The 21,734-nt window shown below is 43.7% G+C and carries 22 protein-coding genes and 1 tRNA gene; 16 read left to right on the forward strand and 7 right to left on the reverse strand.

Features of this window, described 5'->3' with window-relative positions:
* Positions 1–6 precede the first annotated feature (6 nt).
* From aldA to ACYVGZ_RS06065, 5 genes are all read right to left on the reverse strand, one after another.
* A complete protein-coding gene (gene aldA, locus ACYVGZ_RS06045) occupies positions 7–1,452 on the reverse strand; it encodes an aldehyde dehydrogenase (RefSeq protein WP_460752646.1) in 1,446 nt (481 codons plus the stop codon).
* A 12-nt stretch (positions 1,453–1,464) separates the two neighbouring features.
* Complete coding sequence (locus ACYVGZ_RS06050; RefSeq protein ID WP_460752648.1) at positions 1,465–2,472, reverse strand: Ldh family oxidoreductase; 1,008 nt, start codon at positions 2,470–2,472, stop codon at positions 1,465–1,467.
* Between the two features lie 20 nt (positions 2,473–2,492).
* Positions 2,493–3,512, reverse strand: coding sequence for a zinc-binding alcohol dehydrogenase family protein (locus ACYVGZ_RS06055; RefSeq protein WP_460752651.1), 1,020 nt, complete (start codon positions 3,510–3,512; stop codon positions 2,493–2,495).
* Positions 3,509–4,984 carry a mannitol dehydrogenase family protein gene (locus ACYVGZ_RS06060; RefSeq protein WP_460752653.1) on the reverse strand — a complete coding sequence of 492 codons (1,476 nt, stop codon included), beginning with the start codon at positions 4,982–4,984 and terminating at the stop codon, positions 3,509–3,511. The genes ACYVGZ_RS06055 and ACYVGZ_RS06060 overlap by 4 nt, the downstream gene beginning before the upstream one ends.
* Positions 4,985–5,151: 167 nt before the next feature.
* Positions 5,152–5,709 (reverse strand): MFS transporter, encoded by a 558-nt coding sequence (locus ACYVGZ_RS06065; protein WP_460753730.1) that lies wholly within the window; start codon positions 5,707–5,709, stop codon positions 5,152–5,154.
* Positions 5,710–5,734: 25 nt separating this feature from the next.
* On the opposite strand from ACYVGZ_RS06065, the gene ACYVGZ_RS06070 reads away from it, so the two are divergent.
* The 7 genes from ACYVGZ_RS06070 (at position 5,735) to erpA (ending at position 12,003) form a co-directional block, all read left to right on the forward strand.
* A complete protein-coding gene (locus tag ACYVGZ_RS06070; protein WP_460752656.1) occupies positions 5,735–5,890 on the forward strand; it encodes a hypothetical protein in 156 nt (51 codons plus the stop codon).
* Complete coding sequence (locus tag ACYVGZ_RS06075; RefSeq protein ID WP_460752659.1) at positions 5,832–6,311, forward strand: LysR substrate-binding domain-containing protein; 480 nt, start codon at positions 5,832–5,834, stop codon at positions 6,309–6,311. Before ACYVGZ_RS06070 ends, ACYVGZ_RS06075 begins: the two co-directional genes overlap by 59 nt.
* Positions 6,220–6,471, forward strand: a complete 252-nt coding sequence (locus ACYVGZ_RS06080) for a LysR substrate-binding domain-containing protein (protein WP_460752661.1) — start codon at positions 6,220–6,222, stop codon at positions 6,469–6,471. The genes ACYVGZ_RS06075 and ACYVGZ_RS06080 overlap by 92 nt, the downstream gene beginning before the upstream one ends.
* Positions 6,472–6,653: 182 nt before the next feature.
* On the forward strand, positions 6,654–7,853 hold the full coding sequence (gene sstT, locus ACYVGZ_RS06085; protein WP_460752665.1) for a serine/threonine transporter SstT: 1,200 nt from the start codon (positions 6,654–6,656) through the stop codon (positions 7,851–7,853).
* Between the two features lie 334 nt (positions 7,854–8,187).
* Complete coding sequence (locus ACYVGZ_RS06090; RefSeq protein WP_460752668.1) at positions 8,188–9,759, forward strand: ATP-binding cassette domain-containing protein; 1,572 nt, start codon at positions 8,188–8,190, stop codon at positions 9,757–9,759.
* A gap of 242 nt (positions 9,760–10,001) precedes the next feature.
* Entirely contained in the window at positions 10,002–11,591 is a 1,590-nt protein-coding gene (prfC, locus tag ACYVGZ_RS06095; protein ID WP_460753732.1) for a peptide chain release factor 3, read from the forward strand.
* A 70-nt stretch (positions 11,592–11,661) separates the two neighbouring features.
* Positions 11,662–12,003, forward strand: coding sequence for an iron-sulfur cluster insertion protein ErpA (gene erpA / locus ACYVGZ_RS06100; RefSeq protein ID WP_460752671.1), 342 nt, complete (start codon positions 11,662–11,664; stop codon positions 12,001–12,003).
* Between the two features lie 55 nt (positions 12,004–12,058).
* On the opposite strand, the gene ACYVGZ_RS06105 is transcribed toward erpA, so the two are convergent.
* Positions 12,059–12,898, reverse strand: coding sequence for a hypothetical protein (locus ACYVGZ_RS06105; RefSeq protein WP_460752674.1), 840 nt, complete (start codon positions 12,896–12,898; stop codon positions 12,059–12,061).
* A 101-nt stretch (positions 12,899–12,999) separates the two neighbouring features.
* Positions 13,000–13,302, reverse strand: coding sequence for a YhbY family RNA-binding protein (locus ACYVGZ_RS06110; protein WP_460752677.1), 303 nt, complete (start codon positions 13,300–13,302; stop codon positions 13,000–13,002).
* A 99-nt stretch (positions 13,303–13,401) separates the two neighbouring features.
* Here ACYVGZ_RS06110 and rlmE point away from each other — a divergent pair, with 99 nt between their 5' ends.
* From rlmE to nusA, 9 genes are all read left to right on the forward strand, one after another.
* Positions 13,402–14,022 carry a 23S rRNA (uridine(2552)-2'-O)-methyltransferase RlmE gene (gene rlmE, locus ACYVGZ_RS06115; RefSeq protein WP_460752680.1) on the forward strand — a complete coding sequence of 207 codons (621 nt, stop codon included), beginning with the start codon at positions 13,402–13,404 and terminating at the stop codon, positions 14,020–14,022.
* A 68-nt stretch (positions 14,023–14,090) separates the two neighbouring features.
* Positions 14,091–16,037 carry an ATP-dependent zinc metalloprotease FtsH gene (ftsH, locus tag ACYVGZ_RS06120; protein ID WP_460753735.1) on the forward strand — a complete coding sequence of 649 codons (1,947 nt, stop codon included), beginning with the start codon at positions 14,091–14,093 and terminating at the stop codon, positions 16,035–16,037.
* Positions 16,038–16,060: 23 nt separating this feature from the next.
* On the forward strand, positions 16,061–16,894 hold the full coding sequence (folP, locus tag ACYVGZ_RS06125; protein WP_460752683.1) for a dihydropteroate synthase: 834 nt from the start codon (positions 16,061–16,063) through the stop codon (positions 16,892–16,894).
* On the forward strand, positions 16,894–18,228 hold the full coding sequence (gene glmM / locus ACYVGZ_RS06130; protein WP_460752686.1) for a phosphoglucosamine mutase: 1,335 nt from the start codon (positions 16,894–16,896) through the stop codon (positions 18,226–18,228). The genes folP and glmM overlap by 1 nt, the downstream gene beginning before the upstream one ends.
* Positions 18,229–18,315: 87 nt before the next feature.
* The gene (tpiA, locus tag ACYVGZ_RS06135) at positions 18,316–19,065 is read left to right on the forward strand and encodes a triose-phosphate isomerase (protein ID WP_460752688.1); all 750 of its coding nucleotides are present in this window, start codon (positions 18,316–18,318) and stop codon (positions 19,063–19,065) included.
* A 3-nt stretch (positions 19,066–19,068) separates the two neighbouring features.
* On the forward strand, positions 19,069–19,413 hold the full coding sequence (gene secG, locus ACYVGZ_RS06140; protein WP_460752691.1) for a preprotein translocase subunit SecG: 345 nt from the start codon (positions 19,069–19,071) through the stop codon (positions 19,411–19,413).
* Positions 19,414–19,442: 29 nt separating this feature from the next.
* Positions 19,443–19,528, forward strand: a tRNA-Leu gene (locus ACYVGZ_RS06145).
* Between the two features lie 212 nt (positions 19,529–19,740).
* Positions 19,741–20,202: a ribosome maturation factor RimP gene (gene rimP / locus ACYVGZ_RS06150; RefSeq protein WP_460752694.1), complete on the forward strand. Its 462-nt coding sequence runs from the start codon at positions 19,741–19,743 to the stop codon at positions 20,200–20,202.
* Positions 20,203–20,230: 28 nt separating this feature from the next.
* Positions 20,231–21,721, forward strand: a complete 1,491-nt coding sequence (gene nusA / locus ACYVGZ_RS06155) for a transcription termination factor NusA (protein WP_460752697.1) — start codon at positions 20,231–20,233, stop codon at positions 21,719–21,721.
* Positions 21,722–21,734: the final 13 nt, after the last annotated feature.

The raw sequence follows: 21,734 nt of genomic DNA on the forward strand, positions 1-21,734 counted from the left end.
AAAAGACTATTGGTCAAAGTTTACATAGAAGGTTTTCTTCTCCAAGTACTGCTCGAAGCCGTATTTGCCGTCTTCACCTCCTGTACCACTCAGTTTATAGCCGTTGTGGAACCCTTGATGCTGCTCACCATGCCCTCGGTTTATATAAACCTCACCAGCTTCCAGCTCGTCTACCAGGCGTAAAATAGTTGCCATGTCTTTAGTGCAAACCATTGCTGCAAGGCCATATTCACTGTCATTAGCATATGCGATGACCTCTTCAAGAGAACCAAACTTAATGACAGGTAATATTGGTCCAAATGACTCTTCATGAACTATGGTCATGTTTTGTTTCACATCGGTTAGGACTGTGGGCTGAAACCAAAAGCCCTTTGCAAACTCGCCTTGAGTAAGTCGCGAGCCGCCATAAGCGAGGGTCGCTCCTTCTTCTAGGCTTTGAGCAACCAAGTGCTCCATTGCAGCCACTTCTTTTTGATTAATTTTGGGACCTAGGTCAGTGTCTGCAAGCATTGGATCACCAACTTTCAGCTGTTTGACCTTATCAATAAAGCGAACCATAAACTCATCATAAATGGATTCGTGCAAATACATGCGTTCATTACAAGTACACACTTGACCACAATTATCAAAACGAGAATGTAGAGCTGCTTCAACCGCGTTATCTAAATCCGCATCAGGAAGCACGATAAAAGGCGCTTTACCACCCAGTTCTAATTGAACATGAGCCAAGTTATCAGCAGACGCTTTTACTATGGCTTGACCTGCGGGGGTGCTTCCTGTCATGGTGATCATCTTAGTGTCCGGGTGACGCGTTAAGGCATCGCCTAGTGTTCTTCCACCACCGGTGACGATATTTAACACGCCAGGAGGAATACCTGCTTCTTCTGCTAAGTAACCTAGTTCTAATGTGGCCAGAGGCGTCTCACTCGTCGGTTTAACAACAATGGTGTTGCCGGCAATTAGGGCCGGACCAATTTTTCGTGCTGCTAAAGCTAATGGGAAGTTCCAAGCGGTAATTGCCACAATCACGCCTTTGGGGACTTTATGAATCCATATGTGTTCGTTTGGATTATCAGATTTAACAATATCGCCGTCCATTTGTCGTGCCCAATCACAAGCATATTCAATAAAGCTCGATGTGGCTTCGACTTCGCCCATGGCGACTTTGAGTAACTTGCCCTGTTCGGCCACGAGCAGTTTCGCGAGGTTTTCTTTACGCTCTCTAATCAAGCTTGCGAAGCGCCTCATAATGTCAGCTCTTTCTCTGCTAGGGCGCCTTCTCCATGCTACTTGTGCAGCTTTAGCGCAAGACATAATATGTTCCACATCTTGTTGGTCACCGCGTTGAATGCTGGCGATTACTTGCTCTGTGGTAGGATTGATAACTGTGTCTGTTTGTCCACAAGCCGATTTAATCCACTGGCCGTTAACATACATTTCGTAGTGTTTCATCGTATTCACCACTTAGTTACTAGTAAGGTATTGATAGATTGATTCAGTGACAGGAACTCCATTAGACTGGCAGTCAGCAAGATAAGCCAGCTGTGGTTCATTCGGTGCTTGGACCTTATCAAAACCGGGGGCGGGTTTGACCTGATGTAATTCAGTGACCATTTGTGCCATCATGCCTGCGAAGCTGTGCCCACCAAATTTACTTGGGTCAATGACAATCATAAGGCTCGCCAACTTGCGCATTTTGTCGTAATCGTCGTACATACGTACAATGTGATTGCTAAAGTTCGCTCCCACTAGCATGCCGGTTAACGCATCGATTGCAAGGGCAATACCAGACCCTTTATGTTTGCCAAATGGCAATAGGGTAGATGCTTTAAATGGATCTGTGGTTTCATGTCCGTCTTCGTCGATAGCAAGCCCCAGGTCAATTGAGTTACCGGTTTCTTTGGCGTGTAAAAGCTTGCCAAAAGCGGTGGCGCTGGTGGCCATATCAATAATAATAGGGGCCCCATCTTGAACAGGAAAGCCAAAAGCAATGGGGTTTGTCCCCCAAAATTTTTCGGCCCCGCCATAGGGCGCAACACAGGTATCCGTTTGCGTCATCGAAATGGAAATTAGCCCCTGTTCTGCTGCCATCTGGGCAAAGTAAGATAACGCTCCGCAATGGGACGTGTTTTTTACGCTCACAAAACCTATGGCATTTTCTTGTGCTAAGTTTATAGCCTCTTTTGTCGCAGCAATCATTGCGCTATGTCCCATACCGTCATCACTATCGAGTATGGCGACAGAAGGTGCAATACGTTCAAAAGAGAAAACGGCATCGGCTTTCATGCCCCCTTGAGCCAATCTTTGGCAATAATGCTCAACACGAATGACACCATGAGAGTGGACGCCTCGTGAGTCGGCATGAATCAGTACATCTGCAACCTGATCTGCAACGTCAGCAGGGTAACCCGCTTGCAATAATTTGTTATAAGCCAGCTGATGCAGCTCTGTTATGGCTATTCTAACTGTCATTTTTTACTACCTTATATTCATTAATCGAAGCGAATAACGCCTTTTACTAAGTCTTTATTCAGTACCACATTGCTTTCGTAATCTAAGCCTATTTGGTCAAATTGAAACTCCTGGTTGACCATAATTTTTTCGCTAATGGATTGGTTTTCAAATAAATTAATGACAGTGTTGAAGTCTTCTTTTGTGGCATTGCGACTTGCAATTAAGGTGGTTTCTTTCTTATGGAAAGTGGGGTCGTCTAGTTGTAAATCGCCAATGTATAAGCCAATGAAGACGATTTTGCCCCCATGACGAATTAGATTCACACTGTTGCTCATAGAAGCCTTGTTGCCAGTAGCATCCATCACAGTACAGGCAAGGTTGCCATTGAAAGCTTGGCTAAGTTGTTCTATGTAATCCTCGTCTAATGGATTAAGAGTGCGGATACCCAGTGCCGATTCCGCGTGAGCGCGTCTTTCAGCACTCACATCAGCGAGAACAACATTTGCTTGGTTAGACAAAGCCACCGCGGCAGTACCTAACCCAATGGGACCTGCTCCTACCACGAGAATGTTCTCTAATGCCTTAGATTGAGCACGTCGGTTCGCATGGGCACCAATAGCAAAGCACTCCACTAAAGAAGCCGCAGCGGGATCGATGGAAGCTGGTACAGGTATCACGTTGCTGGCTTTAACTGCTAAATAGTCTTGAAAACCACCATCTTGATGAACCCCATACAGAGAAATAGTGTCGCAGCAGTTTGTTTTACCTTCTTTACATGCTGCACATTCTCCACAAGCAAGTGCCGGAATGACCACGACAAATTCACCTGCCAGAGAGCTAGGGCAGGCACTCCCCACTTCTTCAACTTGTCCGCAGATTTCATGACCTAGGATTCTAGGGTAAGAAAAGAAGGGTTGGTTGCCTGTATAGGCATGAATATCGGTACCACAGATTCCCACGGCCTTAATTTTTAGCAGTACTTCGTCTGCTTCAATGCTTGGCTTAGGGGTCTCTATGTACTGAATTTCATAGGGTTTGTTACAAATTAAAGATTTCATTTTGCCTCCTCTTCGTGATTCAGGCGGGTTAAGGCGTAGCGAATGCCTTGTTGTTCAATAGTTTGGTAATAATCTTTAAGCAGACTGATTAGGTCGCTCTTGATTAAAAATTGGTCGCGAAAAACAGCCGAAAAAGACAACAATGACGAGCATATATCTGCTTCGTTTTGCGCTATTAAAGTGTTAAGCGTTACGTCCTCTGGATCTTCCAAGACAAAGCTCTCAGAGTTTTTACCCTGAATAAAATGCATCCAAGCGGCGAGCAAAAAGAGCAGTTTGCGAGGTACAAAGGTGTTATTTGGAGAGCTTTCTAATGACAAAATGGTGTCGATGACTCTTGGTGGTAGCTTTTGTGAGCCGTCCATCGCGATTTGCGATGTTTTATGCAAGATGTGAGGGTTGCTAAAGCGCTCTATTAAAGACTTTGCATAAATTTGTAAGTCCACATCCAGCTGTGGGTCTAGAGACGAAGCTTGTTCTTGAGTCATTAGCTGGAATGTGATTGCTTTAAGCTCGGAGTCTTGCATGCACTGATAAATGTACTCATGTCCACATAAAGAGCCTACGTAGGCTAAAAAGGAGTGAGAGCCATTTAGCATGCGTAATTTCATTTCTTCATAAGGGACCACGTCTTTGACTAAACTGGCTCCTGCCAATTCCCAAGCCGGTCGTCCAGCACAGAATTGGTCTTCAATGACCCATTGTTTAAATGATTCACTTATTAGGCCAAATGGGTCTTTCTTGCCAAAAGTGTCCGCGATGGACTGGAAACTTTGCTCGTCCATAGCGGGGACGATGCGGTCGACCATAGTGCTAGGGAAGCTAACTTGGCTTTCAACCCAGTGCGCAAGCTCAGCATCGAGCTGATTTGCAAACTGAATGAGCGCCGATTTAGTTTTGACTCCGTTTTCTGGGATATTGTCACAAGACAAAACACTAAAAGGAGATAACCCTTGAACTTTTCGTATCCGTAAGGCTTCACATATAATACCAATTGCCGAGATAGGCTCTCGAGGGTGCTTTAGATCTGCCTTGATAAGATCATTTTCAAGATTTAGTTGGCCGTTAGGTGATAAACAATAGCCTTTTTCAGTAATGGTTAAGGAAACAATAGCCACTTGTGGTTCACAAAGCTTTGCTAATGCCGCTTTGATTCCCTGATCACTGATATTCATGGCTCCAGTAAAGCAGCGTATTACTCTATTAGTGCTACCTTGTTGGCTTCTCTCTATCAATGACATGAGATTATTTTGTGCGGCAAACTCTTCACTTAGTGGGCCTTTACGGAATAAATTAATGCCGTAGATTCCCCAATCTGACTGACTTTCTTGGTTGGCCAAATCAGTATACACACCCTGGTGTGCTCTATGGAAAGCCCCAAATCCTAAGTGAACTATTTTGGTCTGGAGACTTTCTCTGGGGTACTGTGTTTCTACTATTTCTTGTTCTTTTTTAGCATTTTTAAGACGCATTTATAGACCTATTGGTTAACCATTTTTGTTTTAATATATAATAGGTCAGGCCAATATGTAAATGGTAAGTCAATTTTTCACTACTGGTTTAATAAGTCGGGAGTGAATTAGAAGGGAGGGAGCTCAGCCAGCTATCCTTCGCAGACTGAGCCGGAATGCTTAGTAGATTAAAAGGTTTGACTGCCTTGTTGGTTAGCAATATGTCGAGCGCGGTTGTCTAGAGTGCCAGAGAGTTTGGTTAGCATAATTGCCAAGAGAATAATGACAGCACCGACCCAAGGAGTATCTGTCAGTGACATTTTTTCAACTACGGTACCACCAAGTAGCGAACCACAGGCAATTCCTATATTGAAAGCCGCAATATTTAATCCTGAAGCAACGTCTACTGCATTGGGAGTGTATTTCTTAGCTAACTGTACGACATATACCTGAAACCCCGGTACGTTCCCAAACGCAAACGCCCCCCAAATAAGAACAGTAATGACAGCGGTATAGGGGTTGCTCGCGGTAAAAGTGAACAAGACAAGTATTAAAGCGAGTACAGAAAAAATGATGTTGAGAGCCTTTATGGGACCAAGCTTATTCGCTAATTTCCCACCCCAGATGTTGCCAGTTGCGACTGATACGCCATAAACCAACATTACCAAGCTAATTGCGTTGGAAGTGAAGCCAGAAACCTCTTGTAAAATTGGAGCCAAGTAAGTAAAAGCAACGAATCGGTCGATTGCTCGTTTAGAAAAAGAGTTAGACGTGACCTTGTTTAATCGTAATACACGACGCGTGGAGTTAACAGAGGAAGGGCATGTTTTTCTTCGATTTACCCGGCAAGGCTTAGATACCTTGCTGCGTGCTCTTAAACAATCTAAAAGGGACACCTCGTGGGAAGCTGAGAGTCGATGCTGTTAGCCCTTTTTTATATCATCAAATTATTCCCCATATTGCGGCTTTTCAAGCGGCTTATCCAGATATTCAGCTAGAGCTCATTTCTAGTGAAAATATTATTGACCTTATTGAAAAGAAAACAGATGTAGCAATAAGAATTGGTCAGTTAGCCGACTCTAATCTACATGCTCGTCGTATTGGATTCAGTAAATTACATATTGTTGGTAGCCCTAGTTACTTTGATAGGTTTGGTAAACCATTGAACGTTACAGACCTTGCGAAACATCAAATAATCGGTTTTGCAGATTCCGCAAAGTTAAATAACTGGCCCGCTTATCAGTCATGTACCAATAGTGCCTACTTTATGTGCGAGCGATGGGGAATCGATTCGTCAATTGGCTTTGCAGGGCAATGGCATTGCTTTACTGTCTCACTTCATGATTAAGCGAGACTTGAAAAAAGGAGCATTGGTGGAAGTGCTGACTGGTCAGGTGAAAAGCCCTAATGTTAGAGAGCCCGTTAACGCGGTGTATTATCGTCACTCCGCAGTCTCTTCTAGAATCGCGGTATTTTTAGATTTTTTTAGCCCAAAATTTGATTTGTAGTATTGCAATAAAAAATGAAAATATGGCTATTTAATGATAGATATTTTCTTTTTTTTATATAAAAGCGCTATTTATCTTTGTAATTTTGTCCTATCTTGAAGGAAATGGTTCATTTGTGAGAGCGAATGCTATATGGTGCCCGCTTCAAAAAATAACAACGGACTTTATTCATGAATTCAAGTATGACTTCTTCGCTATTTCAGCGTTTTTTAAAGGGCAGCTTAGTGCTGCAAATAGTGATTGGTATTTTGTGTGGTATCGCGCTTGCTATGATTTCTCCTTCCTCTGCTCAATCGGCTAGTTTGCTTGGGGACTTTTTTGTAAAAGCGTTGAAAGCCATCGCGCCCATCTTAGTATTTGTGCTTGTTATGGCGGCTATTGCCAATCATAGGCAAGGCCAACAAGCTCACATGAAGCCTGTATTGGTATTGTATTTTGTGGGCACTCTCATCGCGGCTTTGACTGCGGTTGTTTTTAGTTTTGCTTTTCCTACAAGCTTAAATTTAGTCACCACAGACATCAGCCAGGCGGCTCCCAAAGGAGTAGGAGAAGTGTTGCGCACCCTATTGTTTAATATGGTGGATAATCCAGTTAATGCATTAGTAAATGGTAATTACATTGGCATTCTTACCTGGGCTGTAGGTTTCGGTATTGGCCTTCGTTATGCTTCGGATAGTACCAAAGCTACTCTACAAAATATCGCCGACGCAGTTACTCGAGTAGTGGGTTTTGTGATCCGACTCGCGCCATTTGGTATCTTTGGCTTGGTGGCCAACACAATTGCAACCACTGGTTTTGATGCATTGTTAGGCTATTCTCGTTTATTGATGGTGCTTATTGGTGCTATGTTGTTTATTGCTTTAGTAACTAATCCAGTACTGGTATTAATTGCAACTCGCCAGAACCCTTATCCATTGGTGTTTAAATGCTTGCGAGAAAGTGGTATTACCGCCTTTTTCACCCGTAGTTCAGCTGCAAACATTCCTGTCAACATGGCGCTTTGTGAGAGACTAGAGCTGGATGAAGATACGTATTCGGTTTCTATACCGCTAGGCGCTACAGTTAATATGGCAGGTGCAGCGATTACCATTACCGTGTTAACACTAGCGGCGGTTCACACCTTGGGGATTTCCGTGGACTTTGGTACTGCCATTTTATTAAGTCTTCTTGCTGCTGTTTCAGCTTGTGGAAGCTCTGGTGTTGCGGGCGGCTCTTTGCTATTGATCCCTCTTGCATGTAGCCTCTTTAACATTCCAAATGAAGTTGCCATGCAAGTGGTTGCAGTCGGCTTTATTATCGGTGTATTACAAGACTCGGCTGAAACGGCGCTCAATAGCTCTACAGATGTGTTGTTTACTGCAGCGGCGTGTCGACGCTCTTAACTATAGGTTAATTAAGGTCAGGAACTGATTGCTTGGCCTTAATATTTTCCCAAATACCGTATATTCAGTTTCAATCTTCTTATTAATAAAAATGTGTTTATCAATAACACGCTTAATGGCGGCTAGCTCTCTTTCTTTCTGTTCGCTATACTAACGAAACTTCAATAACCTCTTCATAAAGGTAGTTTGCAGCCGTGAATCATTAATCCTGTATCCATATTTCTTTTTTTGGACTATCAGGAGAGGTGCGTCGTTTGTTTTTCTATCTACTTCAATTATGGCCTTTAATGGGCTTACGATAGCGACTCTTCTCCTGTAAAACAGGAGGTGTTTCATGCCCTTTTTTCAAGTTAATAAGCTCACTCATCAGTTTTCTAATGGTGAGTTACTTTTCCAAGATTTATCCTGCGTGATGACTCATCGGTGCACTGCGCTTATGGGGCGCAATGGCTCAGGTAAGTCGATTTTTGCGTCTTATTTGAGTGGTGAAAGTCTCCCCCTAGAAGGCAAGGTTATTTTGCCATCTTCGGTTGCAATTTTTCGTCAAGAGCCGTTTGCTGACTGGGGGGAGGGGACAACCATCGCTCAATATTTAGGTAAAGCTGACGTGTTGAAGGCAATTGAAAAAATAGCTTCAGGGGACTGTGATTCCAAGTGGTTTGATCTTATTGGGGATGAATGGGATTTGCCTTATCAGCTGAGTATGCAATTGGCTGAAATAGGTTTGCCTTCACAGCTTGATTTTCCCTGTGCTTTGTTGAGTGGTGGTCAAAAAGCAAAGCTTAGATTGTGGAATGTGTTTAATAGCGGCGCGGGTTTGTTGGTGCTTGATGAACCCTCAAATCATCTTGACCTTGATGCAAAGCGTTGGTTAATAGAGCGTATAACAGGGTTTAAAGGCGGAGTGCTATTAATTACCCATGATCGATTATTGCTACGAGAGTGTGAGCAATTCTGGACTTTGAGTCAGTTAGGGTTGGAAGTGTTTCAGGGTACTTACGATTGTTATGTTAATGCTCAGCATGAGAGGTTTGCCGCAATTGATAGAAAGATAGGAGCTTTGTACAAAGAGCAACGCAAATTGAAATTACAAAACCAGCGCAATAAAGAAAAAGCTCAGCAGAGAACGGCTCAAGGTAAAAAACAGCGTAAAACAGGTAGCCAACCTAAGGTGTTACTAGATAAGAAAAAAGACAAGGCGACAGCGAGTTTATCCAGTATGGCGAAGAGTGAGCAGCGTCAGATAAGTCAACTGCAAGCCAAAATGAACACCCTTAGCCAACAAAAAGAAATGCTGGTAAGCCAAAAAGTGACCTTAAAAAGTGAAAAGGTAAGAGCCAATAGGGTTGTTTCGTTGCAACACGGTGTCTTACCTTATGGGTCGACTGTGCCAGTTAATATGCAAGTTTTTGCTCGTGATAAAGTTCATCTAAAAGGCCCTAATGCAAGTGGTAAAAGTACTTTATTAAAATTGCTGGCAGGCAAATACCCGCTTGAAACGGGAGAACTCTATATAAATACAGAAGTGTTTTATTTAGATCAGTTTGCTAGCCATATTGATAGAGGTGTGAGCGTATTAGAAAACATAATGTTTGCTTGCTCAGGAATGCAAGAGCAAACGGCTCGAACCTTGTTAGCGAGTATTGGCTTTGTAGGGGATAAGGTTTTTGAGTTTGGAAATAGTCTCAGTGGTGGTGAAAAAATGAAGCTTTCTATGCTGATTGTCAGCAATCAAGAAAACCTCCCATTTTTGCTATTAGATGAACCGGATAATCACTTGGACTTAGAGTCTAAAGAGCTTCTTGCAGAAGCTTTGTCAGAGTATAAAAGGGGCTTTGTATTGGTGAGTCATGATGACGACTTTGTTCGAGAGTCTGGGGTAATGAGGGAAGTTGAGCTTCTTTAGTTGCATAATGAAACTCTACTCTAGAGGCATAATTACAGTTAAGAGCACGGTTGGTCGTTGATCAGTTAGGGTTTTAGTCTGTTTTTAGTTTGGAAAAATAAGGTAGAAAACATACGTCATTAACATGAGCGAAAATAGTGCTGTTTTGATAGAATCCCCCGAATGATTAAAAACAAAGCTATGCCAGCTTTGTATGAATTAAAATTGTGTACATACTTGAGTACATAAAATTGGAAATCGAAATAATGAACCAAGAATTTCTCAATGAAATCAATAAGCGAAGGACCTTTGCTATTATCTCTCACCCTGATGCTGGTAAAACGACCATCACCGAAAAGGTTTTGCTGTTCGGACGTGCTATACAACAAGCGGGGACGGTTAAAGGGCGTGGCTCTAAACAGCATGCAAAGTCAGACTGGATGGATATGGAGAAAGAGCGTGGTATTTCCATTACCACCTCTGTGATGCAGTTTCCATTTAATGATTGCTTAGTAAACCTGTTGGATACTCCAGGGCATGAGGATTTCTCTGAAGATACTTATCGTACGCTGACAGCGGTAGACTCTTGTTTGATGGTTATTGATGCCGCAAAAGGGGTTGAGGATAGAACGCGCAAGCTGATGGAAGTGACTCGTCTGCGTGACACGCCAATTGTAACCTTCATGAATAAGCTAGACCGTGATATTCGTGACCCAATGGAATTGCTTGATGAAGTTGAAAATGAGTTGAACATCATGTGTGCACCTATTACCTGGCCGATTGGCTGTGGTAAAGAGTTTAAAGGGGTGTACCATATTCATCGTGACGAAACGATTTTGTACTCTACTGGGCAAGGTCATACCATCCAAGAATTGCGTGTTGTTAAAGGACTGGATAACCCTGAACTTGATGAAGCGGTGGGTGAGGAGTTGGCGAGTATCTTGCGTGATGAGCTTGAGCTTGTGATGGGGGCTTCTAATGAGTTTGATCAGGAATTATTCCTAGAAGGTGAACTGACGCCAGTATTCTTTGGTACTGCCTTGGGTAACTTTGGGGTGGACCATATGCTTGACGGTCTAACAGAGTGGGCGCCAGCGCCGTTAGCACGTCAAACGACAGATCGCGAAGTAGCCTCCCGCGAAGAAAAATTCTCCGGTTTTGTGTTTAAAATCCAAGCCAATATGGACCCTAAGCACCGTGACCGTATTGCCTTTATGCGTATTGTGTCCGGTTCTTATAAACAAGGCATGAAAATGAATCATGTGCGTTTGGGGAAAAATATCAGTATTTCCGATGCGGTTACCTTTATGGCAGGGGATCGTGCTCGTGCAGATGAAGCCTTCGCTGGCGACATTATCGGCTTACACAATCACGGTACCATTCAAATAGGAGATACCTTTACTCAAGGGGAGAGCTTAAAGTTCTCTGGCATTCCTAATTTTGCGCCTGAATTATTCCGTCGTATCCGTTTGAAAGACCCTCTTAAGCAGAAGCAGTTATTAAAAGGTTTGGTGCAGCTTTCTGAAGAAGGGGCGGTGCAGGTGTTTCGTCCTGTGCAAAACAACGACTTAATTGTTGGGGCGGTAGGTGTTCTACAGTTCGATGTGGTTGTGGCGCGTTTGAAAGCAGAATACAACGTTGAGGCTATTTACGAGGCGGTTAATGTTGCAACTGCCCGTTGGGTTGAATGTGATGATGGTAAAAAGCTTGAAGAGTTCAAACGCAAAAACCAAGCTAACTTAGCGTTAGATGGTGGCGATAACTTATCTTATATTGCGCCAACTATGGTCAATTTGAGCCTGGCTCAAGAGCGTTTTCCGGATGTTAGCTTTAGAGCGACAAGAGAACATTGATCAATACTTGACTAAATTACTAGGTTAAGAGGATAATTCGGTAAATAGTTAATTGAAGATAGGAAATAACATGGTGGAAGCAGTTGATCCCATTGATTTTACGGAGTCTGCCGCCGAAAAGTTAAAAACCTTGATTGCCGAAGAAGAGAACGAGCGTTTAATGTTGCGTGTTTACGTCACAGGCGGCGGTTGTTCTGGCTTTCAATATGGTTTTGCTTTTGATGAAGAGCATCAAGAAGACGATACTGAAGTAATGCGAGATGGGGTGAAGCTGGTTGTTGACCCATTGAGTTTTCAGTATTTGGTAGGTTCAGAGGTCGATTACGTGGAGAATTTAGAAGGGTCGCGTTTTACGGTCAAAAACCCCAATGCCACTTCAACTTGCGGTTGCGGAGCAAGCTTTAGCATATAAACTCTGCTAGATCTTTAATAAAACCTTGAGTACCTTGTACTCAAGGTTTTTTTGTTTAGGCCTTCTCATAAAGGTTGTGCGTTTTACCTGCCCTATCTTCTTCACTCACCGCTTTACTGTCTAAAAGGTGGTAGTTTCCTGTATAAAGCAAGCCAATTTTGCTGTCCCCAAGCACAACAGGAGTGAGTTGATTGTCTTTGTTGCGCCATACGCGCATGCCAAAGGTGGCACTATTTAGGTTGTGATTTTCCAGTAGTCTTTGTTGGTTGGCAAAAGCATAGACAGGGGACAGCTGATCGCTTTCACCGTCTTGATCTAGCACAATATGATGGTGCGTGTTTTGCTGCTGAAGAAATTCAGGTGGGTAGGGAGTAGTGAGTATTGTAAGAGTGTTTTCTTTAGGAAAGCGTTTGAATAAATCGGGGGTGTCGGGTGAGCCAATAGGGGCTGACACCAATACTGTCATGTTGACAGGCGTGCCGTAGCTCGGTTTAACAGGAATATGAAAAATAATCTGTTTGCTTGGCTGGACTTTGACAGGCTTAGGGGCCTGATATTGATTCCGTCTGTTTGTAGATGCTTGCCTAGGTGGTACTTGTAAATACACTTGCCAGTTTTTGTCGTTTAGGCCCAGTTCGTCTGGTGACAATATAGAGAGATCGCTGGTGAGAACGTGGTTAAGAATATGCTCAATAAGATTGGCAAATACGCTTTCTTGGGCGTTTAAAGGGGTCTTTTCTTTGCTATCAAGGTGTACTTCTTTAACCTGATGTCCTTCCATGCTCAAATCAACCGAGTCACGATTACTAATGACGGCACGCTTCCTTCCGCTTTCAGTCGGTTTTTTCTCTGTTGTTTGTGGCCCAAGGCGATTCAGGGCATCAATAAAAAGCATCTAACCACTCCTATAACTTGTGCAAGATATATCGGCAGTTAAGCAAAAAGGTTTAATTGATTGCTTGCTATACAGTATAGCAAGCAATCAATTGGAAGGAGTTAACGAAGCAGGTTCGATAGTTTAGGGTTGGCTTCTAATGCCGCGCGATAAAAAAGCGCTACTTTACCAATGGTTTGAACAACGTCGCATTTCATGATCTTGCTAATTTCAGCGATCAAGGCGCTGCGTGTATCACGATCTGCAATGCTAATGCGAACTTTAATCAACTCGTGATCTTCCAGTGCACGGTCGATTTCTGTCAGTACGGATTCCGTTAGGCCATTGCCTGCTACCATCACAACAGGGTTAAGTGAGTGTCCAATTAGGCGATATTGCTTTTTTTGGGCGTTTGTTATGCTCATAGTATAAATTTCTCATATTAGTTGGTCCTCTTTATTGGAGGCTGAAGAGGTTAAGCGATATTATAGCGGAATATTGATTGATTTAGGTATGATGAAAACGTGGCAAGATCAAAAAGTAGTAATAATTGGATGAAGGAACATTTTGACGATCAATATGTCAAAAAGTCCCAGCAAGATGGTTATCGCTCTAGGGCCAGCTACAAGCTTTTAGAAATGAATGAAAAGGACAAGCTCTTTCGTCCTAAAATGCGTGTGGTTGATTTGGGTGCGGCGCCAGGTGGATGGTCTCAAGTAGCTGCCAAGCTGGTGGGAGATCATGGTACGATAGTCGCTTCAGATATTTTGGAAATGGCCCCGCTGCCAGGTGTGCGCTTTGTGAAAGGTGATTTTACTGAGCAAGACGTATACGAGAATATTCTTGCTGAAATAGGTAATGAAAAGGCGGATCTTGTAATTTCAGATATGGCCCCCAATATGAGTGGTAATAGTTCTGTGGATCAGCCGCAAGCTATGTATCTGGTGGAGTTGGCTTTGGATATGGCAGCCCAAGTGTTGCGTCCAGGAGGCAACTTTCTGGTTAAGGTGTTTCAAGGGGAAGGCTTTGACGAGTATCTTAAAGCCATGCGAGCCCAGTTTGGCTCTGTGGTAACACGTAAACCAGATGCTTCACGAGCAAGAAGTCGTGAAGTGTATTTATTAGGAAGACAATTTAAAGGTTAATGGTCGGTGTTCTGGTACAATGCCAGTAACATTAAATACAACCGTTAAGAGGTGCGCTCTTGAACGACATGCTAAAAAATATACTGTTGTGGTTAGTTATTGCCGCTGTGCTGCTGACTGTTTTTAACAACTTCAATACAACTCCGGACACAAACAGAATTACCTATTCTGATTTTGTTAAAGAAGTACAAGACGGCCGTATCGCCAAAGTCGTGGTAGATGGGTATACCATCAGCGGAAGTCGTACAAATGGAGACACATTTGACACGGTTCGTCCTGCTGCGGCTGACCCAAAAATTATGGACGATCTATTAAATAACAACGTAGTTGTTGAAGGTCGTATGCCAGAACAGCAAAGTATCTGGACTCAGTTGTTAGTGGCTAGTTTCCCTATTTTATTGATTCTAGCAATTTTTATGTTCTTCATGCGCCAAATGCAAGGTGGTGGCGGTGGTAAAGGCGGCCCCATGTCTTTTGGTAAATCCAAGGCTCGTTTGTTACCTGAAGACCAGATTAAAACAACTTTTGCTGATGTGGCTGGCTGTGATGAAGCCAAAGAAGACACCGAAGAACTGGTTGATTTCCTACGTGAGCCAAGTAAGTTCCAACGTCTAGGCGGTAAGATTCCACGCGGTATTTTAATGTGTGGGCCTCCAGGTACAGGTAAAACCCTTTTGGCTAAGGCCATTGCCGGCGAAGCAAAAGTGCCTTTCTTTACTATCTCAGGTTCTGATTTCGTTGAAATGTTTGTGGGTGTGGGGGCCTCTCGTGTCCGCGACATGTTTGAACAAGCTAAGAAACACGCACCTTGCATCATTTTTATTGATGAGATTGACGCGGTAGGTCGTAACCGTGGCTCAGGTATGGGTGGCGGAAACGACGAACGTGAGCAAACCTTGAACCAACTATTGGTTGAAATGGATGGTTTTGAAGGTAATGAGGGTATTATCGTTATTGCTGCGACTAACCGTCCAGACGTGCTAGACCCAGCGTTGTTACGTCCTGGCCGTTTTGACCGTCAAGTACAAGTTGGTTTGCCAGACATTCGTGGTCGTGAGCAAATTCTTAAGGTGCATTTGCGTAAAGTGCCTTGTGATGATGACGTTGAACCAAAAAACATTGCTCGTGGTACACCCGGTTTTTCTGGTGCTGAGTTGGCAAACCTAGTCAACGAGGCGGCGTTGTTTGCAGCACGCTCTAACCGTCGTTTAGTGAATATGGAAATGCTTGAGCTTGCTAAGGATAAAATCCTTATGGGAGCTGAGCGTAAGACCATGGTAATGAGTGAAGAAGAAAAGCTTAATACCGCCTATCATGAAGCGGGTCATACCATTATTGGTTATTTGATGCCTGAGCATGATCCGGTTTACAAGGTGTCCATTATTCCTCGTGGCCGTGCCTTGGGAGTCACCATGTACTTGCCTGAAGAAGATAAATACAGCGTGAGTAAGCGTGGTCTTGAAAGTCAGGTTTGTAGTCTTTACGGTGGTCGTATTGCTGAGGAAATGATCCACGGCTTTGATGGTGTTTCTACGGGGGCATCGAACGATATTGAGCGCGCCACAAGTATTGCACGCAACATGGTAACTAAATGGGGGTTATCTGAAAAACTAGGTCCTTTTGCCTACGAAGAAGACGATAACTCTGGTAGCTTTATTTCAGGTCCAACGGGTAGTAAGTCAAATTACTTCTCACCTGAAACGGGTAAAGTTATTGATACAGAGGTTCAAGACATTATTACTCGTTGCTACGATACCGCGACCCGCATTCTGGAAGACAATCGCTCCAAGCTGGATGTTATGGCAGAAGCCTTGATGCAATATGAAACCATTGACGCTAAGCAAATCAAAGAGATTATGGATGGCAAAAAGCCGTCTGCTCCAGAAGGTTGGACAGACCCTAAAGGAAATGCTCCTAAGTCTGATGATGCGCCAACTGCTGAGCCAGCCGAAGAAGTAACCGCTTCCGATGAAGCTGACACGTCGGAAGCGGAACCAAAACCTGTTAGTGAATAACAGGTTTTGGGAACGACTATTTTATGTCAATCATGACCTTCGGGGATAAGTCACTCGATTTATCCCGCCCCCAAGTTATGGGGATTCTCAATGTTACTCCTGATTCCTTCTCTGATGGTGGCTCTTTCTCATCTTTAGATAATGCTTTAACACAAGCTCAAAAGATGCTTGATGACGGCGCGAGTATTATCGATGTGGGCGGCGAATCAACTCGACCTGGGGCTGCTCCTGTTAGCCTGCAAGAAGAAATGGACCGAGTTCTGCCTGTTGTTGAGGCGATAAAACAGCGCCTTGATGTCATCGTCTCAGTCGATACCAGCTCTGCTGAGGTGATCAGTCAGTCGGCATTGTTGGGTGCTGGATTAATTAATGATGTGCGAGCTTTGGAGCGAGAAGGGGCTTTAGAAGCAGCGGCTAAAAGTCAGCTTCCTGTTTGTTTAATGCATATGAAAGGTGCTCCCAGCACTATGCAAGATAAACCTGTGTATCAGCAAGTAGTTGCGGAAGTGTCAGAGTACCTTGCCGAGCGGGTGGCAAAGTGTGAAGCCATAGGTATTGCTCGCAGTCATATTCTTTTGGATCCCGGTATCGGCTTTGGTAAGAGTCTCGCTCATAATCTAAGCCTCATTAAGCACCTTGATCATTTTTGCCAGATGGGGTTTGAAGTTTTATTGGGTGTGTCTCGTAAAACCATGATAGGTGATGTGCTAAATAAAGAGGTAGAGGGTCGCTTGTTCGGTACAATGGGCGCTAATGCCTCAGGTTATGAGAAAGGCGCAAGAATATTTAGAGTGCATGACGTTAAACCTCATGTAGAAATGCTGGAATTAATGTATAGGATTGAGAGAGAAAGCTAATGCGTAAATATTTTGGTACGGATGGGATTCGTGGCACGGTTGGTACAGCGCCAATTACGCCAGAGTTTATGCTGAAGTTAGGCTGGGCTGCGGGCCAGGTATTTAAGGAAAAAGATAAGAAAATCCTAATAGGTAAAGATACGCGCATTTCTGGCTATATGTTTGAGTCAGCTCTTGAATCTGGCATTGTGGCCGCTGGGGCGGATGTACGTTTGGTCGGTCCAATGCCAACCCCTGCTATTGCTTATTTAACAAGAACTTTTCGCGCCAGTGCGGGTATTGTTATCAGTGCGTCTCATAATCCCTATACGGATAATGGTATTAAGTTTTTTTCGGCGGAAGGTGGAAAAATTTCCGATGAGTTAGAAGAACGCATTGAATATTATTTAGAACAGCCCATGGAGGTTGTGTCTTCGGATCTAATTGGTCGTGCTAAACGAGTGGATGATGCCGCAGGGCGTTATATCGAATATTGTAAAGGTACTTTCCCAATAGGTCAGCAGTTAAGTGGCCTGAAAGTTATTGTCGATTGTGCTGATGGGGCAACTTATCATGTGGCGCCACGAGTTTTCAGTGAGCTGGGAGCGGAGGTAATTGCTATTGGTGTTAACCCTGATGGTTTGAATATCAATGAAACCAGTGGGGCGACCAAACCGGAATTGTTAAGAAAGAATGTTTTGGCGGAGAACGCTGACATCGGTATTGCTTTGGATGGTGACGGTGACCGCCTTATTTTGGTGGACCGTAATGGCGTTGTTCGTGATGGGGATGATGTGCTCTATATTATCGCCAACCACCTAATGAAAACAGGTCGTTTTAGTGGCGGCGTAGTTGGCACTCTGATGAGTAATTTCGGTCTGGAGTTAGCATTTTCTGAAAATGGTATCGGCTTTAGTCGAGCTGCAGTAGGTGACCGCTACGTGAATGAAAAGCTCATGCAGCATGGTTGGGTATTGGGTGGTGAGCCCTCTGGTCATATTGTGTGTCGTTCTATTACCACTACAGGTGACGGTATTGTGGCAGCTCTGCAAGTGCTGAGTGCCATGGTAGAAGAAAACAAGAGTCTAGATGAGCTTTTGGAAGGTTTGGTTAAGTTCCCACAAAAGCTCAAAAACATTCGAGTGGCAGAGCGTTTTGTCCCAAATGAAGTGCCTGCCTTGCAGAAAGCCATTGCTGTTGCGAATGAGCGTTTAAATGGTTTGGGGCGTGTTTTGTTAAGGGCGTCAGGTACTGAGCCTCTGATTCGTGTGATGGTGGAAGGTCGTGATGACGATACCGTTGATGAACTGGTGGATTACCTTGTTGAGGAAGTTAAGGCTGCTATTCCTAAATAAGTCTCTTATTGCTTGATTTTAAAATAAATACTTGAAACCAAGAGGCGCTTTCCCTAGAATAAGCGCCTCAAAATTAGGAGTTGTAATATGATTCGTCAAAAAATCGTAGCTGGTAACTGGAAAATGAATGGCTCTGTTGAGTCTATTGATGATCTTGTGAAAGGCTTGTTGACGATGGGTGATGTGAACTCTGAAGTGGTTGTTTCCCCTTCGTATCCTTTTCTTGCGCAAGTGTCTGGTCTAATTAATGATAGCCACATTTGCTTGGCTGCGCAGAATGTTAGTGACCAAGAAAAAGGTGCCTTTACCGGGGAAGTATCAACCTCTATGTTGAAGACCTTTGGTACAAAATATGTGCTAATAGGGCACTCAGAGCGCCGCTCTCTATATGCAGAAACGGATGAGTTTGTTGCAAATAAAGCAAAGCGTTTGTTAGCTGATGGCTTGTTTCCAATGCTATGTATTGGCGAAACATTGGAAGAGCGTGAAGCAGGGCAAACATTGGCTGTATGTGAGCGTCAGCTGAAAGCTGTTATCGACGTAGTGGGTATTGAAAGTTTTGAAAATATCGTGGTGGCATATGAGCCTGTATGGGCAATTGGAACTGGTTTATCAGCTAGCGCTGAGCAGGCCCAAGAAGTACACCAAGGTATCCGAGAGTTTTTAAGTCAATACTCTCAAACTGTTGCCGAAAAAGTACAGATTTTGTATGGCGGCAGTGTTAAAGCAGCAAGCAGCCCAGCATTATTTGCTATGCCTGATGTCGATGGTGCTTTAGTTGGTGGTGCATCGTTAGATGCAAATGAATTTAATGCGATAGTAAAAGCAGCAGGTTAATTGATGGAAGCCTTAATTTTAATTGTTCATGTTTTAGCAGCCATTGCGATCATCGCGCTGGTGTTGCTTCAACAAGGCAAGGGTGCGGATGCTGGAGCAGCATTTGGTGGTGCTTCTCAGACAGTATTTGGTAGTCAGGGTGGTGGTAGCTTTTTTGGTAAGCTAACAGCATTCTTTGCATTGGCTTTTTTCCTAACAAGTTTTGGTTTGGCTTATTTTGCCAGCGAACAGGCAAAAAGTGTTTCGGGTGCATTGGATTATGTTCCTGCCGTACCAACTGTAGAAGATTCTGTAACATTGCCAAGTGTTGGTGATGAGAATGGATCCGATATTCCGGTTGCTGAGTAAGTGACAGAATAAGGATCAAATAAGGTTTTGCCGATGTGGTGGAATTGGTAGACACGCCATCTTGAGGGGGTGGTGGCCTACGGCTGTGCCGGTTCGAGTCCGGCCATCGGCACCAATCTTGTTTTTACATTATGCTCTGTGTATAATGTGCCTCAATTGTTTGGGGCAAGGTCAATTGCTCTTGGGTTGTTTCTCCCGACTAGGTTGAGAAGAGCCCAAAACGCGTTCTCTAAACCCCTTTATGGGGTTTTTTGTTATCTGTATTGCGTAAAATGGGCCTTGTGCCCGTTTTTTGTTTCTGGGTTTTAGTTTTTTCGGAGAGAAAAGTTGTCTGCACAGCACTCAGTGTTAGAGGGGTTGATAAGACCTGTCGTTGAAGGCTTAGGGTTTCAGTTTTGGGGTATGGAATACCTCTCGCATGGTAAAGATTCTGTATTGCGTATTTTTATTGAAACAGATGCTGAAAAAGGCATCGACGTTGAAGATTGTGCGCAAGTTAGCCGCCAGGTTAGCTCGATTCTAGATGTAGAAGACCCTATTACAGGCGAATATAACTTGGAGGTATCTTCTCCAGGGTTAGATCGCCCCTTGTTTGAGCTGGCACAGTTCCAGGCGTATGTTGGCGCTATTGTGTCGCTGCGTTTAAGAGTGCCATTTGATGGCCGACGCAAGTTTAAAGGTCAACTTGTTGGCGTGGAAAACGAAGATGTCGTGGTTCGCGTTGACCAAGAAGAATATTTGTTGCCTATCGACCTAATCGAGAAGGCAAATGTGGTTCCACAATTTTAAAAATTAACCTTGAAGAGAGGCTAAAGGGATGAGTAAAGAGATTCTTTTGGTAGTCGAAGCTGTTTCTAACGAAAAAGATGTGCCGAAACAGGTGATTTTCGAAGCCGTAGAAATTGCTTTAGCTAGCGCAGCTAAACGCCGTTTTGAAGACGATGCATTAATTCGCGTATCGATTGATCAGCGTACAGGTAGTTATGTTACTTACCGCCAATGGAACATAGTGGCGGACGAAGATTATTCACAACCAGCATCTGAGCTGACTATTGATGATTCAGTAGAGCAAAACCTAGGCTTAGAAATTGGTGAAGTGTACGAAGAAGAAGTTGAATCTGAAGAGTTTGGACGTATTGCTGCTCAAACAGCGAAGCAAGTGATCGTACAAAAAGTACGTGAAGCTGAAAAAGCAAAAGTGGTAGCACGCTATGCAGAGAAAGTCGGCAAGCTTGTTCACGGACAGGTTAAGAAAGTAACTCGTGATAGCCTAATTATTGACCTAGGTGAAAATGCAGAAGCGAGCTTACCAAAAGATCAGCTTATCGCTCGTGAATCTTTCCGTATGAATGATCGAGTTCGCGCTCTATTGGCTGAAATTCGTGATGATAACCGCGGTGCACAACTGGTACTTTCTCGTAACGATCCTGCTTTCATGGTGGAATTGTTCCGCTTAGAAGTGCCAGAAATTTCTGAAGAAGTAATCGAAATTCGCGGTGCATCTCGTGATCCTGGTTTGCGAGCTAAGATTGCTGTTAAAACCAATGATCGCCGTATTGACCCAATCGGTGCTTGTGTAGGAATGCGCGGTGCTCGAGTACAGGCAGTTTCTAATGAAATGAATGGTGAGCGTGTGGATATCGTACTTTGGGACGATAACCCAGCTCAGCTAGTGATAAACGCTATGGCGCCAGCTGAAGTAGATTCTATCGTAATTGATGAAGATGCTCACTCAATGGATGTGGCTGTGAAAAGCGACAACTTAGCCCAAGCGATCGGCCGTAATGGCCAGAATGTCCGTTTAGCCTCTGCGCTAACTGGTTGGACGCTGAATGTAATGACCAGTGAAGACGCTGAAGCCAAACAACAAGAGGAATCACAAAAGATCATTGATCTGTTTGTTGAAAGCCTTGGGGTCGATGATGACTTAGCAATTCAGTTGGCAGAAGAAGGTTTTACTTCTTTAGAGGAAGTTGCTTATGTGCCAATGGAAGAAATGCTAGAAATTGATGATTTTGATGAAGATTTAGTCAACGAATTACGCCTGCGCGCTAAAGATGCTCTGTTGAATAAGGCTCTACAAGCTGAAGAACAGTTAGATGATGCAAAACCAGCTGCTGATTTGCTTGAAATGGAAGGTATGGATAACCACCTTGCATTGGTTCTTGCTTCAAAAGGCGTTATTACAATGGAAGATTTGGCGGAGCAATCAGTTGATGAATTGCTAGAAGTTGAAGGAATGACTGAGGAACGTGCAGCTAGCCTGATTTTGACTGCTCGTGCGCCTTGGTTTGCTGAATCTGAATAAAATCTGAGTAAAG

This window comes from Marinomonas epiphytica (assembly GCF_054780655.1).

Bases quoted from the DNA above. Each gene is read 5' to 3' on its own strand.
- aldA (WP_460752646.1), bottom strand. From the start codon at position 1,452: ATGAAACACTACGAAATGTATGTTAACGGCCAGTGGATTAAATCGGCT.
- ACYVGZ_RS06050 (WP_460752648.1), bottom strand. From the start codon at position 2,472: ATGACAGTTAGAATAGCCATAACAGAGCTGCATCAGCTGGCTTATAAC.
- ACYVGZ_RS06055 (WP_460752651.1), bottom strand. From the start codon at position 3,512: ATGAAATCTTTAATTTGTAACAAACCCTATGAAATTCAGTACATAGAG.
- ACYVGZ_RS06060 (WP_460752653.1), bottom strand. From the start codon at position 4,984: ATGCGTCTTAAAAATGCTAAAAAAGAACAAGAAATAGTAGAAACACAG.
- sstT (WP_460752665.1), top strand. From the start codon at position 6,654: ATGACTTCTTCGCTATTTCAGCGTTTTTTAAAGGGCAGCTTAGTGCTG.
- ACYVGZ_RS06090 (WP_460752668.1), top strand. From the start codon at position 8,188: ATGCCCTTTTTTCAAGTTAATAAGCTCACTCATCAGTTTTCTAATGGT.
- erpA (WP_460752671.1), top strand. From the start codon at position 11,662: ATGGTGGAAGCAGTTGATCCCATTGATTTTACGGAGTCTGCCGCCGAA.
- ACYVGZ_RS06105 (WP_460752674.1), bottom strand. From the start codon at position 12,898: ATGCTTTTTATTGATGCCCTGAATCGCCTTGGGCCACAAACAACAGAG.
- ACYVGZ_RS06110 (WP_460752677.1), bottom strand. From the start codon at position 13,302: ATGAGCATAACAAACGCCCAAAAAAAGCAATATCGCCTAATTGGACAC.
- ftsH (WP_460753735.1), top strand. From the start codon at position 14,091: ATGCTAAAAAATATACTGTTGTGGTTAGTTATTGCCGCTGTGCTGCTG.
- folP (WP_460752683.1), top strand. From the start codon at position 16,061: ATGTCAATCATGACCTTCGGGGATAAGTCACTCGATTTATCCCGCCCC.
- glmM (WP_460752686.1), top strand. From the start codon at position 16,894: ATGCGTAAATATTTTGGTACGGATGGGATTCGTGGCACGGTTGGTACA.
- tpiA (WP_460752688.1), top strand. From the start codon at position 18,316: ATGATTCGTCAAAAAATCGTAGCTGGTAACTGGAAAATGAATGGCTCT.
- secG (WP_460752691.1), top strand. From the start codon at position 19,069: ATGGAAGCCTTAATTTTAATTGTTCATGTTTTAGCAGCCATTGCGATC.
- nusA (WP_460752697.1), top strand. From the start codon at position 20,231: ATGAGTAAAGAGATTCTTTTGGTAGTCGAAGCTGTTTCTAACGAAAAA.